Below are 16210 nucleotides of genomic sequence, written 5' to 3'. Positions count from 1 at the left end.
GAAGTAATTGATTCATAAAAAGCTGGAAGAAATCCCAAGCCCGAACAAGCTCTCGAGGCAATATTTAATTAGCGACTTAAATATTTACGAATTGAAGGAAAGCATCAAAACTGAATGGTGCCAGAAAAGGCCATTGGTATGTTATAGAAATTCGCCGGTGGCAATGTTGTAGCGTCTTCCTTTGGGCAGGACGTGCATTACCAGATGTTCCAGGCAAAGGGCCTCTCCTTCTTTGGCATTTCTATAGTTGTTTTCTTCCAGATGGCGCCCATCAATAATAATGACCAGGCCTGACCCAATGGTTTCAATCCAGTGGTTTTCCTTCACCAAAATGCCGGTGTCTTCCCCTAAGCCTATTCCCAGGTGATTTGGGTTTCTGGCTATGGCTTCAATAAGACGTGGAATACGCCGCCGGTTTACAAAATGCGTGTCTATAATTATCTCATTTAAAAGCCCCAATCCCCTGCCCTGGTTAACCATTCCTTTCACCAGCACATTCTGCTCCCAGGACCCTTTAATCATAATCTGTGACAAGGCCATGGCTCCGGCACTGGTCCCCGAAATCAAAAACTTATCCTCCTGCTGGTATCGCCTCTTAAAAAGCTCCAACGCTTCAGTGCCTAGAAAAACATCTGAGATACGGCTTTGATCCCCACCCGTAAACATGATGCCATGCGCGGCATTAAGTCTTTCCAGAATTTGGGGATTATTAGCGTCCTGCGCAGAGGTAATGTCTAGCACCCCTACGTTGTCGCACCCAAGCAAGAGAAAGGCTTTTGTGTAGATCTTGCCCATCTCCTCTGGGATATGGGAGGCGGTGGTGACTACTTCTATGCGGCTGCCTAAACCATGAAGTTCATCATGAATTCGCTTTAGGATTCCGTAATCAAAGAACTTGAGTTTCTTTTTACGGGTGGTGGTATTCACCAGACCCGCAGCGGTTCCTTTGTCTTCGTTCCCTCCTATGGCTACTATTTTTCCTTTTGGTGCCTGCATGGTGGTATGGTAAATAAGGCCTTTCTTCTTTAGGTTCTTTTCACTTAAAATCAGGAGTTTACCTTATTTATTTCTTACGTTCTATACAGGTTTTTGCTGTTCAAATTCGTATTCCCAATAAGATAAGTTTAAGTTAGAGCCTAGAAGGAACCAACCAAATACTATGAACTCAGCCTCTGGCAAAAAGTACCAAGACAGCCTGCAGACCGAAGTAGATGCTGCCTTTCTCTACGGCCGTATTGCCGCTGCCGAAGAAGTGCCCGCCATTGCCCGATTGTTTCAGGAACTAGGGGAAATAGAAAAGGAGCACGCTAGCAAAATGCAGCAAAGACTTCGGCAAGAAGGACATGAAGTTCCCTTGCCTTCTCCCTCCTGGCGGGCCCGGGTGCTGGATAAACTAGGAAAGATTTTGGGGTATGGCTACGTGATCGGTGTGCTCATGGACACTGAGAAAAGCATTGCCGTGGCGCAGCTGTCTGCCAAGGAGAAAAGCAAAATCCCGCCTTCCGGCGATGAGGTGAACCACGTGCGGATTCTGCAGACCTTGCTCAACAATAAAAGCAAAGTCTCAGGGGAGCATATTTCCCGCATAGAAGGCAAGCATAGGTCTATTGGCGGAAACGCGCTTAGGGCAGCGGTGTTGGGGGCCAACGACGGGTTAGTCTCCAATATGAGTTTGGTTATGGGCGTGGCCGGCGCCACCAACGGAGGCAGTGGCGTTTTGCTGGCCGGATTAGCAGGCCTTTTAGCCGGGGCCTTGTCCATGGCTTTGGGCGAATGGATTTCGGTGAAGAGTTCGCAGGAACTGTATGAGCGGCAAATGGCGCTGGAAATGGTGGAGATTGAAACCAACCCCCAAGGAGAATTGCGGGAACTAGCCCTCATTTATATTGCCAAGGGCTTACCTGAGGAACAGGCGCACCAAATGGCCAGCGAAGCCATGGCTGACCCCAAACGCGCCCATGAGATTCTGGTAAAAGAAGAGCTGGGCATTAACCGGGAGGAATTGCAGGGCTCTGCCTGGGAGGCGGCCATTGCCTCTTTCTTGCTGTTTGCGGTGGGCGCCATCTTACCAGTTATCCCCTTTTTCTACACCGCTGGCAGTAGCGCCATTATGCAAAGCCTGGTCTTCAGCACGCTGGGGCTGTTTATAATTGGCGCAGCCATAACATTGTTTACCGGTAAAAGTGTCTGGTTCTCTGGTTTCCGTCAGGTGCTGTTTGGGTTGGCGGCGGCGGCCATTACTTTCTTTATAGGCAAATGGTTAGGCATATCCCTGGCTGGATAAGCCTTTACAAAACAGGGATAAAAGGCGGTTCTGAAAAGGATATCTCAAAAAGACGCTGAAAATACATTTCAAAAACCGTTTCTGTTTTGGGCCTGTTTTCTAAAAAACAGGCCCAAAACAAAAGTTACTTTATTTTCTTGAATAAAGCGTCGACTCCTTCCTTGATCCGCTCCTCAGCAGAAGTTTGCTTCTTAGGAAGGATTGCCTCTACCTCCCCCTGCCAAACTAATTCGTTTTTGCTTCGGTCCACCAGATGTAGGGAAATGGTCCCTTCTTTGTACTCGCCTACTTTCACTTCCTGACTCTTCCAGGTATACCGGCGCTGGCCCATGTAATAAGGGGCGTCACGGCCAAAGGTGGTTTCACGGGTCTGGTCCTTCTCTTTTACCACCATGCCCAGGTTCACCAGCAAGTCGGGCGCCTGCGGGTTTCTGGTCAAGCCTCTTCTTGTCAATTGTTGGGCCACCTCCTTTTTAAGGACTTCCATGTTCCGGTGGTCTTCCTGTGACAGGGAATCCGACAAGACCTGGTCTTCACCATAAAAATCAAAGGTTATATAGGCAGCCAGCGCGAACGAGTCTGCGGCCTCCTGCCTTACTACCCGTACTGTACTGCAACTTGTCACCCAGAGCAATAGTGCCAGCCCTGCCCCAACTCTCCATCTAGCCATATAATGCGCATAAAAGGTCCTCTTCTTTTATACCGGAGAATCATCACAAGGTTCTGCCACGCAAACAGGCTTAGTCTGGAGGTTTTCTACTCCTGGGCCATCTGGGTTTCCAGGCCCAGTACCAATAATTTAGCGGTGGAAGGGTTGGTGGCCAGAGCTACATTATGGAGGTCACAGAGGCGAAGCAACATTTGCACGTCTGGTTCATGAGGGTGTTTGCCCAAGGCATCTCTAAAAAAAATAACGGCATCCAGTTTGCCCTCAGCTACCATACTGGCAATTTGCGCATCACCGCCTTTAGGACCAGAAAGCAGTTTCTTTACTGTAAGACCGGCTTGTTGCACGTACTGGCCTGTGGTACCGGTGGCAAACAGTTTGGAGTTTTTAAATAAGGCGGCATGGTCTTTTACAAAGGCCACCATTTCAGCTTTCATGCCATCATGGGCTATCACAGCAATTCGTTTCGTCTTTGACATAGCATCAGATTCTTGATGGGCTAAAACTACAGGTTTTATTTAAGATTGAAAGGTAACAGGTTTTCTGTTTTGAGCCTGTTTTATTGAAAACAGGCTTAAAACAGAAAACTGAGCCAGTCTTTGCCATGTATCAATGGAGCAGGCATAAAAAAAGGGCCTCAAATGAGGCCCTTTTTACAAAACATAGGAAAACCGGACTACAAGGTCTGTAGAAGGGCGTCCATTTTTTTGGCGTCAGCTGGTCTGTCTAAAGCGGTATACACTTTCAGGAGTGACTGAATGGTGGTACGGTCTTTAGGCTGAGACTTAAGGGCGGCCTCAAAGTAAGGCAACGCTTGCGCGAAAAATTTCTTGGCTTCGGCTTGCACGGCTTTCCCGCTTTTCTGGTACTCGGCCAGGCTCATTTTGTTGGCTTTGTTGTTCAGGTTAGCGCCTTTGTTGAAGTAGTATACGCCTAGATTATACTGGGCATCAAAATTGGTAGGGTCTAACTCAGCAGCTTTTTTGTAAGCGGCTAAAGCATCTTCCGGCTTTTTGGTGCGTTCCAGTAGGTTTCCTTTTACGGTGTACAGGTTGGCGTTAGAAGGGTCAGCGGCAATGGCGGCATCTAATTTGGCAAGGCTTTCCTGCTCTCTGCCAGATTTGATGAACATATCCAGTTCTTGCAACATGAAATCACGGTTATTTGGGTACTTGGCACGAGCCTTCTCCAAAATAGCCATGGTCTCTTTATCGTTCTTGTCTACGTTGGCAGAGATATACAGCAATTGACCGTAAACATTTGCAGAAGCCAGGTTTTTATCTACCAATTGGGTGTATAATTTCTTGGCACCCTCATAGTCCTTGTTTCCGGCGGCGGCATAAGCCGCGTAGATATAGGCGGTGGTATCTTCAGGCTTATAGCTGATGGCTTCCAGGTAAGACTTCTGCGCTTCAGAAAAGTTCTTGGCATTGTACTGCTCTACCCCTGCGTTCAAGGCCAGGGCGTACATATTACCTTGCAGGATTTCCTTCCGCTTGTTAGCGTCTTCAGTGAACTCCTTTTTCTTGGAGTTGGCTTCCAAGGCAGGAACTTTAGAGAAGGCCTCAAAGGCCTCTTTGGTAGCCTTGCTTTGGTCCATGAGCTTGCCGTATACCGGGTGACCCGCCATGTCCATGTAGATCACGCCTTTGTAATACCAGGCTTTAGGGTTGTTGGCCGTTTTTTCGTTTACCACCGCTTTGTCAATCTCAGCTTTGGCCTTATCAAGGGTACCTTTCTGCTGGTACATTACGGCGTTGGTGATGGCAGAAGTCTGGGCGAAGGCCACTTGCATGGAAATTGCCGCTGCTGCAGTTAAAAGAAACTTTCTCATTGCTTTCTTTACGTTAATGGATAGTTGTTTTGGTTGTAAAAATTGGGAGAACCAAGCCGGGGCTTAGTTCTCGCTAATAGTTTCAGGATCTGTTAAATCTGCAGAAGTTTCTGGGTCCACCAGGTCCTCCGGATTGAGTGCCTCCTCTATGGGAAGTTCAGACTCATTCATGATTACCTCGGCCTTGTCTTCTACTTCAATCTTAGCCACGGAAGAGATCTCATCTCCCTCGTTGAGTCTAAGTAAGCGCACGCCTTGTGATACCCTGCCTATCACCCGCAGATCTGCCACCCGTAAACGGATAGTTATGCCAGACCGGTTGATGATCATGAGGTCATCTGTATCAATTACGCCCATGATGGCTACCAGATGCCCGGTTTTCTCGGTTACGTTCAAGGTTTTCACGCCTTTACCGCCCCGGTTGGTAATCCGGTATTCCTCCAGTAATGAACGTTTCCCGAAGCCTTTCTCAGATACTACCAGTAAATTGGTTTCTGGATTATGTACACAAACCATACCAACTACCTTGTCTTCTTCATTGGCCAGGGTTATGCCGCGTACCCCGGCGGCCGTACGGCCCATAGTACGCACTTTCTCCTCAGGGAACCTAACGGCTCTGCCCGACTTCAGGGCGATGATGATATCATTGGCGCCATTGGTCAATTGCACATCCAGTAAACGGTCACCTTCATTGATAGTGATGGCCTGGATACCGGTGGCTCTTGGTCTTGAGTAAGCCTCTAGCGGCGTCTTTTTGATAGTGCCTTGTTCAGTACAGAATACCAGGTAATTGTTGAGCACATAGTCTGGGTTTTTCAAACCATGAACGTTAATCACCGCCCGCACCTTGTCTTCCTTCTCAATATTGATCAGGTTCTGGATGGCCCGGCCTTTAGTGGTTTTTCCGCCTTCCGGCACTTCGTACACCTTAAGCCAGAACACACGGCCAGACTCAGTGAAGATAAGCAGATAGTTGTGGGTGCTGGCAATGAACAAGTGCTCAGTAAAGTCATCTTGCTTACCAGCGGCTGCCCCGCGGGAACCTACGCCCCCGCGGCTTTGGCTGCGGTACTCGGTCAGGGCGGTACGCTTCACGTAGCCTTCATGCGAGATAGTGATCACCATGTTCTCATCTGGGATCATGTCTTCCAGGGAGATATCACTGGATACCATTTCAATTGCCGTGCGGCGCTCATCACCGTAGCGTTCCCTGATGTCAATCAGTTCCTGCTTAATGATGCTCATGCGCAGGCCTTCATCAGCTAGTACCTCCGTCAGGTAATCAATCAGCTTCATCAGCTCTTCATACTCTTTCTGGATCTTATCACGCTCCAGACCGGTCAGGCGTTGCAGACGCATTTCCAGAATAGCCCGGGCCTGAATGTCAGATAGCTGGAAACGCTCAATTAAGCCAGTGCGCGCCACCTCTGGATCTCTGGAAGCCCTGATGAGGTTTATCACTTCATCCAGGTTGTCCAGGGCAATCAGTAAGCCTTCTAAGATATGCGCCCGCTTCCGGGCTTCCTCCAGTTCATACTGGGTTCTTCTGATAACTACCTCATGGCGGTGATCTACAAAGTGCTTGATCAGGTCTTTGAGGTTGAGGGTCATTGGTCTGCCCCCCACCAAGGCCACGTTGTTCACGCCAAAAGAAGACTGCAGCTGCGTGTACTTGAACAGATTGTTCAGTACCACGTTGGCCACCGCGTCACGCTTAAGATCATAAACAATACGAAGGCCTTCACGGTCAGACTCATCTCTCAGGTCAGAGATGCCTTCAATTTTTTTCTCGTTGATCAGGGCCGCGGTTTTCTCAATCATGGCGGCTTTGTTCACCATGTAAGGAATCTCCGTGACAATGATTTGGTCTTTGCCGGTGCTGGAGGTTTCAATAACCGCCCTGGCCCGAACAATTACGCGGCCACGGCCGGTTTCAAAGGCATTCTTCACCCCATCATACCCATAGATAATACCACCCGTAGGGAAATCTGGGGCCGTGATGTATTTCATAAGATCCGCTATGCTGATCTCAGGGTCTTCAATAAAGGCAATGGTTCCGTTTACTACCTCGGTCAGGTTATGGGGTGCCATGTTAGTGGCCATTCCTACCGCAATACCAGAAGTACCGTTCACCAGCAGGTTAGGGAACTTGGCCGGAAACACGCTGGGCTCCTTGAGGGAGTCATCAAAGTTAGGGACAAAGTCTACGGTGTTCTTCTCCAGGTCGGCCAGCAGTTCATCGGCTATCCGCTTCAGGCGGGCCTCTGTGTAACGCATGGCAGCTGGGGAGTCACCGTCAATAGAACCGAAGTTACCCTGGCCGTCTACCAGGGGATAGCGCAAAGACCAGGGCTGGGCCATACGCACCATGGTGTCATAAACAGAGGAGTCACCGTGGGGGTGATATTTCCCTAGCACCTCCCCTACAATCCTGGCCGATTTCTTGTATGCTTTGTTATAGGATACTCCCAATTCAGACATTCCATACAACACGCGGCGGTGCACAGGCTTGAGGCCATCACGCACATCTGGAAGGGCGCGAGAGATGATTACGGACATTGAATAGTCAATGTACGCGCCGCGCATCTCGTCTTCTATGTTAATGGGAATTATCCGCTCGTTTTCTGCCATTTTACTTCAATAGAGCTTAAAATTTGTACTTTTTGTAAGCTTGCAATTTACGAATAAAGATAGTGAAAAGCTAATTTTTGCGCTTCTTCTGGCTACTCTTTCCTTCCATTTGCTGCTTCATTTCCTTAGAGGGTTTGTCCAGGTTTTCGCCTATTCTGGGGTTCTGTTTTTTGTACCACGGACTGCCCCTGTATTCGCCTTCACCGTGCCGGTGCACCATGCGGGTCTGGCAAGATGGAATGGGGCAAGACGGCCGGCAGGAAAAAGCCAGACTACCCACAAAAAGGACTAAAACCGGAACTACGCGTTTACTAATTCTTTGCACCATAACCAGGAATTTTCATCATTTACTCTGCAAAATAAACTATTTCTGGGCTGAACCACTTATGTTTTGAGGAATCATTAAATAACCCTACATTAGTAAAGCTTAATTCTATAAAATAGTATACCCAGCCTTATGTCTTTTTTTACTTCTAAACCCGTTTTTCTGTTGGTTCTAGGCCTTTCAGGTCCTTTGGCCGCTTTCTCTCAGACTGGTACCCCGCCGCAGGGAATAGCTGGGCAGGCTAACCTTCAGGCACTGACCTCTAAGGGTGCAGACGCCAACGTGCAAATCTTTGATAACCGGTACCAGGGAATGAAAGGAAGCCCCTATTTCCTGGATGCCTTCGTGCCGGGCACGGTAGAAATTAAGACGGGAAATGCGGGTAAATCTGAGGTTTTCCAAGGAGTGAGGTTGAAATATGATGCCTTCTCCAATTCCCTGCAGGCGGTTATGCCCTCTACGAAAGATACAGTGGTGTTTAGTACCACCCCGGTTATAACATTTTCCCTGGAGGTACCCACTACAGGCAATGCCCTTGTTTTTAAACGGTTTCAGGAGGCCAAGGCCTTAGACCAAAATCTGCGGGAAGCCTTTTTTGCGGTCCTGCAGCAAAGCCAGGACGGAAAGGTGGCTTTAGTGAAACGGATAGGCAAGAAGAAGATTGACGCTAACTTTAAAGGCCCCTACAGCTCTGGCCAGACCTTTGATGAGATCATTGACGAAGTGCAATACTATGTGGTGGCCAACGGCTCCATGCAAAAGGTGAAGCTCAACAAGAAATCTATTGTAGAGGCGCTGCCCAACCAATCTGAAAAACTGAAAGCTTACATTGCCAGCCAGAAATTGGCCATGGCTTCTGAAGCCGATTTAGTGAAGGTGGTTTCCTATTACCAATCTTTATAATTTCTGCCTTCTTTTCAGGAGGAGATTCAAATAAAAAGCTTTCCTGTTTTAAGGCCGTTTTTGTAAAAACAGCCTTAAAACAGGAAAGCTTTTTTTATAGCAGAATTTACTTTGCAAAGCTTAAAAAACTGGAAGAGAAGTTTGGTAAGATTTCTAGAAAGCGCAAGCTGGTTTAGGCCTGTTTTCTGAAAAACGGGCTAGAAACGCTGGCAAACAGTTCCCCCCTTCCGGCTATCTACTTCAATCTCCAGGATTGGCTGCGCGGCCTTTACGACCCATCTCACCTGAACGGCTCCCTTGCCCGGAATGGTAGGCACCTCCAGCCGGGCCGGAATATAGGTTTGCTCAACAAAAGCGCCTTCCCCTTCAGACACCTTAAAACTGCCTGCCACTACTGTTGAATCTTTCAAGGTAATATAGTCTGGCCGCTCAATTTTATTTCTCACATCATGGGCTGAGTGGGTGGGCATTAATCTGGTGTTTACAACCGTAGCCCTCACTTCTGAAAACCCATTGGCAAGAGGTTTAACTTCTACGTCTTTTATTTCTATTTGAGGGGTGTGGTAGACCTGCAGCAGGGTGAAAAGCAAGTTCCGGTGTGCCACTACTTCCTGGAGGTTTCCATCTGCATTTTCTTGGCTATAGTGGTACCTAGGTCCTCCTATTTCAATAGCGCCTAACGTGGAGTGATTAAAAGGAATCCATTCTAGATAGGCATCCTGACCTAGAGGCTGACTGCCCCCTTGCCTTTGTTCCTGGTCTTGGTTGGGGGCCAAAGCATACTCCTGGTTTATAGATCCAGGCCCCAATTCATTCCTGAAGGTGACAATGCCACGCGCCGCGCGCAGCCATTCCATTTGACCACCAAAAGCATTATATGCTTGCAGATGGCCAGCAGCTTTGGGGTAATCCGGCAGTAAGACCTGGGTGAGTTCTGCTAAATTTGCTTTAAGTTGGTTTTCTTCATTTTGGTAAAGGTCCTCCGTCTGTCCTATATGCTGGCCGGTTGAAAGCGAAGCATGGTGATAATAATTCTGGGCCGCGGCAATGTTGGGGTGCTTGAGAATGAAATCTTTCACCACGCGGTTTTCTGGCAGGGAAAATGGGTACCTGGAGGCGTGGCCCTTCAGGTGCTCGGGTTGCCAGTTCCAGGCCCAGTCACTGTTGGCATCCTGGTAGCCGGGTGGGTCTTCGTTTACGGCACCATCCCCGTCAGCATCAAATCCTTCCAGGCCAAGTAGTTCATACTCCCCTTTCTGCCCCGGCTTGACTGGGATCAACCTAAGCGAATTTTTCGGGTCCACTACATAATGGCCTAGTGGGGACTTGCGCCGCATGTAGGTGATAAAACCGTCCTGGTTTATATCTTCCGGTTGGTCCTCATCTACCAGGCCATCGTTATCATCATCAAAAAAGGAAAGCCCTAACCTTGACGCGTTGACAGCCTTTTGACTACCATTTTGCTTTTCCAGGGCATCTGGAAAGACAGAGGGCAGAATATAAAGGGTTTTCTGAAGGAGAAGCTCTTGGATAAATGGCTCCTGGGAATAATTCTCCAGAAGATACCAGGCTGTGTACAGGGCATTTTCCGGGGTCTGGTCTGCGTGGGAGAATATGGAGCCGTCCAGGTAATACGCTGGTTTGCGCTCAGGGTCGCCGGTCCTGTTATCAGAAAGGGTTAAGGCCCAAATGCGCCGGCCCTCATAAGAATTGCCAATGGTTTCCAGCTGCACCAAATTGGGGTAAGCTTTGGCCAATTGCCGGCAAATATCCGTCAGGGCTGCGTAGTCCAACCGTTGGTTCCAGTCTATAGATACCTTTGGAGTTGCAGGAGCTGCCCCTTTCTGGAGAAGGGGTAATTTAGATTGCGCAGTTGCCGGCAGCAATACAGGCAATTGCAGACCAAGGAGCAACACAAATGCGGGCAGAAATTTTCTCTTCATTGGATGGCCCTAATTAATGAATACTTCCTTTGTTTTTTGCCCAATGGCTGGACTACCCACCGTAAGGGTAATGTATCCTTTGCCTGTTACCACCCAGCTAAAACTGGCTTTTTGCCCGGGGGCAAGGGTAGGACAAGCCTGTACCAGATTCCCGGAAATAAGGGAATGTCCTTCGGGGAGTTTCAGGGAAGCTTTTACTTTCTGGACCCATTTAGATTTCTCTCCCACTTCAGAATGGGTAGGGAGTGCACCCGCATTGAAAACCACCACCGTCACGCGGGTGTTTCCGCCGGCAAGCTTTTCGGTAATAATTTTCTCTATTTGCAGCATGGGCATCCAGTTGGCATACGCCGAGAAAAATTGGAAATGCTGCTGGGCTACCGGTGCTAAAAAACGCAGGGGTGGCGTTTGCTTCACATAAGGGGCCAACCCTCCCACTTCCACCAATTCGCCGGGAAAGTCTGGGTGTGGTACGGGCTGCCAGTTCACAAAGACGCCAGCAACATCATTCACCTTGGCCCAGCGTAAAAAATTGAGGTCCTCCTGGCTAGACTCAGAGGCTGTTACGCCCTGCATGAAGGTGGAATCTGCTGGGGCCACTTCTGGTATCCACCAGCCGGGCGTGCTATAACTGAACCTTCCGTAATGATGATAAGCCCATTGCACCACGTCACCACCTACAGGTAGCTCTTTAGGAGCATTTTGGGGAGAGATTTTTTGGTTGTAAAGCGCTGAAATTTTTTCCTGCACCACGGCATCTTTAGACAATGGGCCGGGATAGGTTACCGGGGAAGATTTGGCTGCCCCGAAGGCAAAAGGATAGGATAAGGTATTGGCCGGACCGAAGACAAAAACAGCGAACACATTTTTCGCCTCAAACATGAAATCGGCGAAGGCTTTGGTTTCCCGCTCTGACATAGGGTGCTCGCCCGCCCCAACCTGGAAATAAGGAAAGTCATAGGAAAAATTACGGTTGAACACCACGCCCCCTTCGGCATCTTCGTTCCATTTGCCGTCTTTGTCATTGTCAATGCCTTCGGTGAGCAGCAAATAGCCTCCCTTTTCTCCTTTGGTGGTATCTGCTTTGACCATCACCCTTGGGTCTTCAAAGGACGGACGATAAAGCCCCTTTGGAGATTTTACCCGCATCATAGTAATCAGCCCATCCTTGTTCAGGTCTTCAAAGGCGTCTTCAAACATGCGCCCGTCACGGTCATCATCCGTGGGCTGGGCATTGGCGGACCGTTCCCAGCGCAACGGTTCATGGTATTGCTCAGAGGCGTCGGGAGAAAGGTTAGGAAATATGTAAAAGGTCTTTTTCTGCAGTAACTCCCGCACCGAATCTTGGATCATGGCGGCCTCCAGCATTTGCTCGGCCATTTGCATGGTAAGTTCGGTGGTAGCCAGTTGGGTACCCTCCACGCCGGCAGCAATAACGATGGCCGGTTTGTTGACCGCATTATCCCGGCCCAAAGTCAACAGCCAGACTTCCTTGCCCGTGGCGGTTTTCCCAATAGTGGTAAGCGAACTTAACTTGCTGTACTTATTGGTTAAATGCTTCAGGCGGGCCGTGAGCTGGTCATAACTTTGGTAATCGCGTTGCTGGGCCAGGCTGGAGGTGCCAACGGCTGCCAAAGTGGCCAAACCCAGAAAAGACGCTTTAAGGAAAGTACTCATGTAAGGGAAAATCAAGCTTTCTCTACCCCTGCCTGCGGGTGGTTTATGTCCAGTTGAAAGGCCGAAGGCACCTCCTCTAGACCGTGCCATTCCTGTAAGAATTGGTGCACAAACTGCTGCATGTATTGATGGCGTTCCAGAGCCATTTCCTTACCTGCCGCCGTGTTGATGCGTTCTTTGAGCAGGAAAAGCTTTTCATAGAAATGGTTTAACGTGGGGGCCTGGTTTTTCTTGTACTCCTCAAAAGAGGCGTGTAGCTGCGGCTCCTGGTGAGGGTGATACATTTCCCTTCCTTTATGGCCCCCGTAGGCAAATGCCCGACCAATGCCAATGGCGCCAATAGCATCCAGACGGTCAGCATCCTGCACCACTTTTCCTTCCAGGGTGGAAGGTGTGGTATCTACCCCGGCGCCTTTGAAGGTGACTTCACGCACTATCTGGCAAACCTTATCAATCAACTCCTGCGGGGCCTGGTGGCGCTGCAGCCATGCCTGAGCCGCCTTTGGTCCAGCCTCTTCATCCCCGTGGTGGAATTTCCAGTCGGCAATGTCATGAAGCAGGGCACCCAGTTGCACCACCGTCAAGTCGGCTTGTTCTTTTTTTCCTATCTGGATGGCGTTCTGCCAGACCCTTTTGATATGCCACCAATCATGGCCGGAGCCTTCGCCGGCAAATAAGCTTTCTAGGTGTTGGGCAGTCACTGCCACCAATTCTTCCGCGTTCATCGCCGAAAATTACCCAAAAAAAACCAAAGCCCCGCAGATACAGGGCTTTGGTTAGGCATTAGGGCGTTTAGAGCCCGGTTTTTCAAAAACAGGGTCAAATCAGATTCCGTTCAGGCCCCAGTTATAGTCTTTGTAACTGATCTTGGCATTAGGGTTGGCTTTGGTCTTGCTGTAACGGTTCACAAACTGCACTACTGTTCCGTTCTTTTTAAAATCACCTGAGAACCAGTTGAAGATCTCTGACAGCTCGGCCTTGTTAGCGGTTATCTTGTTTTTGGACGGGTCGTTGATAAACTGAATGGTCTGGTCTTCCAGTTGCTTCTCCAGGTTGGCAGCAGTATAGGCTTCGTTCCGGAGTTTAGGGCAGGAAACCGAGGCGCAGACAATAGCGAAATGGATGCGGGGTTCTTCAAAATTCTTCCGGAGGACGCTGTGCTCAATGTAGTTCAAATCCATAGGCTTGCCGCCTATTTTAAAGAACTTCTGGTCCCAGACTGTATTGACGAACGTAATTTTTCCGCCCAGGTCTTTGATGCTTTTGACCGGGTAATCCATTAAAATACGCTCAATGGTAAAGGCATTGTAGGCATTGATCCAGTAGGCCAACTGCTCTTGCTGGGTCCATTTGTTGCTGGGCGCGTTGTCGCTCAATAACTTAAGGTAGGCTTGCAGCGCCGGCCGTTCTTGCCGCCAGGCCTTGTAATTGACGGTACCGTTAGGCGAGACAAATTTCTTAAGCTGCTGGTTAAATGCTGCATGGCTTATGGGTTTTGACTGAGCGAAAACCGGAGAGTCAAACTCCTTTACAGTAAAAGACAGCGCTACCAGCACCAGCCACAGACCTATTATTTTTTTCATGTTGTTAACTCCTTGTGTAAAACGACTATAAAAACTATTAACCCAAAGAAGGGTTATTACCTTACCCATTTCCTAAAAGCAATGCCTGGTTTTTTTAAGGTTGCCAGTTAGATGCAAATTCTATGCTATGATTCAGAATAGCTACCGATTCTTTTAAAAATCATTCCAATACCAAAGCCAAACTGCCGAAACGCAGCTTATGTTTAGGATTTTAGGAGCCTTCGCGCATTTTTTAAATAGTAAATAACAATTATTATATATAAATTCAGTAGCGTACGTATAGAGACCCAAACTACAAAAGAACCTTTCGTTGAAAACAAACTTACTTATAGGCATTGCTATTTTAGCCTCCAGCCAATTGGCTTTGGGGCAAGTCACGCAGGACACTTCGCAGGTAAAGCCCATTACTCCTGTACCCATGCTGTCTGTAGATTCGGCTGCCTTGGAAAAAGAACCACCGGCGGCACAAGACTCTATTGCCCCTGCCACCCAAAAGTGGAATTTCTTTCCGGTGGCTTATTACACCCCAGAAACACAGTTCGGGTTTGGAATAAAGTTGATACACGTGCGCAAGCATAAGGGCCATTTACCTTCAGACCGGCCTACCTCCTATTCGCCTACGCTCATTTATACCACCCGTAAACAGATTCTTACCGCCTTCACCGCTGATGTGTGGAGCCCGCAGAACGCCCGGCATTTTAATGGGCTGCTGGAATATAATGACTACCCATACTTTTTCTTCGGGATTGGCAATGACACCCCAGATGATAACGAAGAAGCGTACACCAGCCGCACGTTTAACGCCACTGGCCAGTATGAGCAAAAGATCACCAACAAACTGTATCTGGGCGGAAGGTATGAATTTAAGAAAGAAGACATACCAGTGATGGTAGAAAACGGGCAACTGGCCGCCGGTGACATTATAGGTAGCACCGGTACCATCGCCTCGGGCCTGGGCCCGGTCCTGATCTATGACAGCCGCGACAATCTGTTTACCCCCACTAAAGGATCCTACCACCAGGTATCGGCGGTGATTTTCCAGAAATTCATGGGCAGCGACCACAATTTTGCCCGCTATAAAATTGACCTCCGGAAATACAAATCAGGCATTGGCCCAGGTGTACTAGCCGTACAGGGCCTATATACCTTCACCACCGGTAATACACCTTTCCAGTTTCTGTCGCCAATTGGCGGCGTGTACGTGATGCGGGGCTTACTGGAAGGACGTTTCAGAGATGAGAATGCACTGGTGGCCCAGGCAGATTACCGCTTCCCACTTTTCTGGCGATTTGGTGGCGCCGTGTTTGGCGGAGCTGGCCAGGTAGCCAAAGGCACCAATGATTTTTCCTTTGACCGATTCCACCTAACCGGCGGCGGCGGGGTACGCTACAAACTGAACAATGAAGGCATGGTGGTGCGTGGCGATGTAGCCTTCTCTAACCAGGGTATGTACATTTACTTCTCCTTCGCTGAGGCGTTTTAAGCCCGTTTTTCTAAAAACAGGCCTAAACCAAGAATCTATAATTAATGAATAGGATTACTTCTTAAACCTTAAGGTATCAAGTTTATTTGAGGAAGAAGAAAAAAAGCGTTTCGGGCCTGTTTTTGGAAAAACAGGCCCGAAACGCTTTTACATTATACGCCTCTCTGGTGTAAGAACTTGGACGATTAATCAACCAAAAAGTCTTGCTTTACCTGGTGATGCGGCGTGTTTCCAGCGCGCCCACCTTGGGCAGAATCTGGATCACGAAGCGGCGGTCACGGGTATCTCCAGTACGGCCGGCCCCTTCAAACCCACTGCCAGAGGCAATGAGCTCTATGCGGTTTTTAGGGAATTTAATGCCAGCATTTTGCCAGAACTGAAGCAGCGCCAAGGCCCGTTTGTAGCTGAGCTCCAGGGCGTATTCGCGCTGCGTGATGTTACGTTGATCTCCTCTTGGGAAACTGGCGGCCCGGCCGTCAATCACAATCAGGTACTTTACTTCCTGGTCACTGATGGAGTTGACTACCTTGCTCAATTCTATGCCCGCCTGTCGCAACGGTTGCAATGCCCGAGCCGGAATTTCGGCGCTACTTTGCGGGAAGATCACATCCACCAAAAGCTCATGGCGTTTGTATTTCTGGTTGTAAGTAAAGTACTTCCCTTCCAGCCGTGAAAGGGCGGCTTTAATCTCGTCCAGCTTTCTTTTCTCCTGCACCTCTACCTGCAATTGGGCAATGTTTCGCTCATTTTCAGCGGCCTTGTCCCTAAACATTTTGAAGCTCAAAATAAAAAGCACCAGCATCACCAGAAAGAGCACCGTCATGAGGTCTACATAACTGGGCCAGAAGAAATCTCGGTTTTCCTTGTTCATGGTAATAGC

At 48.9% G+C, this 16210-nt stretch carries 14 protein-coding genes; 3 read left to right on the top strand and 11 right to left on the bottom strand.

Translation table 11 applies throughout. The annotated features are described in order from the left end of the window. Positions 1 to 141: 141 nt before the first annotated feature. Positions 142 to 996: a cyanophycinase gene (locus tag ACYVJQ_RS09560; RefSeq protein ID WP_460892849.1), complete on the bottom strand. Its 855-nt coding sequence runs from the start codon at positions 994 to 996 to the stop codon at positions 142 to 144. 163 nt (positions 997 to 1159) lie between these two features. Between ACYVJQ_RS09560 and ACYVJQ_RS09555 the strand changes: the two genes are divergently transcribed. Further along, positions 1160 to 2284, top strand: coding sequence for a VIT1/CCC1 transporter family protein (locus tag ACYVJQ_RS09555; protein ID WP_460892848.1), 1125 nt, complete (start codon positions 1160 to 1162; stop codon positions 2282 to 2284). Positions 2285 to 2408: 124 nt separating this feature from the next. Here the strand turns inward: ACYVJQ_RS09555 and ACYVJQ_RS09550 are convergent, their stop codons facing one another. The 5 genes from ACYVJQ_RS09550 to ACYVJQ_RS09530 all read right to left on the bottom strand — a co-directional run bounded on the left by ACYVJQ_RS09550 (position 2409) and on the right by ACYVJQ_RS09530 (position 7744). Further along, on the bottom strand, positions 2409 to 2954 hold the full coding sequence (locus ACYVJQ_RS09550) for a DUF4136 domain-containing protein (protein ID WP_460892847.1): 546 nt from the start codon (positions 2952 to 2954) through the stop codon (positions 2409 to 2411). Positions 2955 to 3040: 86 nt separating this feature from the next. After that, the gene (locus ACYVJQ_RS09545) at positions 3041 to 3430 is read right to left on the bottom strand and encodes a methylglyoxal synthase (RefSeq protein ID WP_460892846.1); all 390 of its coding nucleotides are present in this window, start codon (positions 3428 to 3430) and stop codon (positions 3041 to 3043) included. Positions 3431 to 3627: 197 nt separating this feature from the next. Next, a complete protein-coding gene (locus tag ACYVJQ_RS09540) occupies positions 3628 to 4785 on the bottom strand; it encodes a tetratricopeptide repeat protein (RefSeq protein ID WP_460892845.1) in 1158 nt (385 codons plus the stop codon). Positions 4786 to 4848: 63 nt separating this feature from the next. After that, a complete protein-coding gene (gene gyrA, locus ACYVJQ_RS09535) occupies positions 4849 to 7416 on the bottom strand; it encodes a DNA gyrase subunit A (protein ID WP_460892844.1) in 2568 nt (855 codons plus the stop codon). A 70-nt stretch (positions 7417 to 7486) separates the two neighbouring features. Next, complete coding sequence (locus ACYVJQ_RS09530; RefSeq protein ID WP_460892843.1) at positions 7487 to 7744, bottom strand: hypothetical protein; 258 nt, start codon at positions 7742 to 7744, stop codon at positions 7487 to 7489. A 129-nt stretch (positions 7745 to 7873) separates the two neighbouring features. Between ACYVJQ_RS09530 and ACYVJQ_RS09525 the strand changes: the two genes are divergently transcribed. Next, positions 7874 to 8644: a hypothetical protein gene (locus ACYVJQ_RS09525; RefSeq protein ID WP_460892842.1), complete on the top strand. Its 771-nt coding sequence runs from the start codon at positions 7874 to 7876 to the stop codon at positions 8642 to 8644. A gap of 197 nt (positions 8645 to 8841) precedes the next feature. Here ACYVJQ_RS09525 and ACYVJQ_RS09520 read toward each other — a convergent pair whose 3' ends face one another. The 4 genes from ACYVJQ_RS09520 to ACYVJQ_RS09505 form a co-directional block, all read right to left on the bottom strand. Further along, complete coding sequence (locus ACYVJQ_RS09520; protein WP_460892841.1) at positions 8842 to 10587, bottom strand: M14 family metallopeptidase; 1746 nt, start codon at positions 10585 to 10587, stop codon at positions 8842 to 8844. A 9-nt stretch (positions 10588 to 10596) separates the two neighbouring features. Further along, a complete protein-coding gene (locus tag ACYVJQ_RS09515) occupies positions 10597 to 12264 on the bottom strand; it encodes a M14 family metallopeptidase (RefSeq protein ID WP_460892840.1) in 1668 nt (555 codons plus the stop codon). Between the two features lie 11 nt (positions 12265 to 12275). Beyond that, on the bottom strand, positions 12276 to 12989 hold the full coding sequence (locus ACYVJQ_RS09510) for an HD domain-containing protein (protein WP_460892839.1): 714 nt from the start codon (positions 12987 to 12989) through the stop codon (positions 12276 to 12278). Positions 12990 to 13088: 99 nt separating this feature from the next. Beyond that, positions 13089 to 13847, bottom strand: a complete 759-nt coding sequence (locus ACYVJQ_RS09505; RefSeq protein ID WP_460892838.1) for a DUF547 domain-containing protein — start codon at positions 13845 to 13847, stop codon at positions 13089 to 13091. Between the two features lie 310 nt (positions 13848 to 14157). Between ACYVJQ_RS09505 and ACYVJQ_RS09500 the strand changes: the two genes are divergently transcribed. Then, on the top strand, positions 14158 to 15330 hold the full coding sequence (locus ACYVJQ_RS09500) for a BamA/TamA family outer membrane protein (protein ID WP_460892837.1): 1173 nt from the start codon (positions 14158 to 14160) through the stop codon (positions 15328 to 15330). Between the two features lie 208 nt (positions 15331 to 15538). Here the strand turns inward: ACYVJQ_RS09500 and ACYVJQ_RS09495 are convergent, their stop codons facing one another. Then, entirely contained in the window at positions 15539 to 16201 is a 663-nt protein-coding gene (locus tag ACYVJQ_RS09495) for a hypothetical protein (RefSeq protein WP_460892836.1), read from the bottom strand. Between the last annotated feature and the right edge of the window lie 9 nt (positions 16202 to 16210).

This window comes from Rufibacter soli (assembly GCF_054781795.1).
This window is presented reverse-complemented; position numbering and strand designations above follow the sequence as displayed.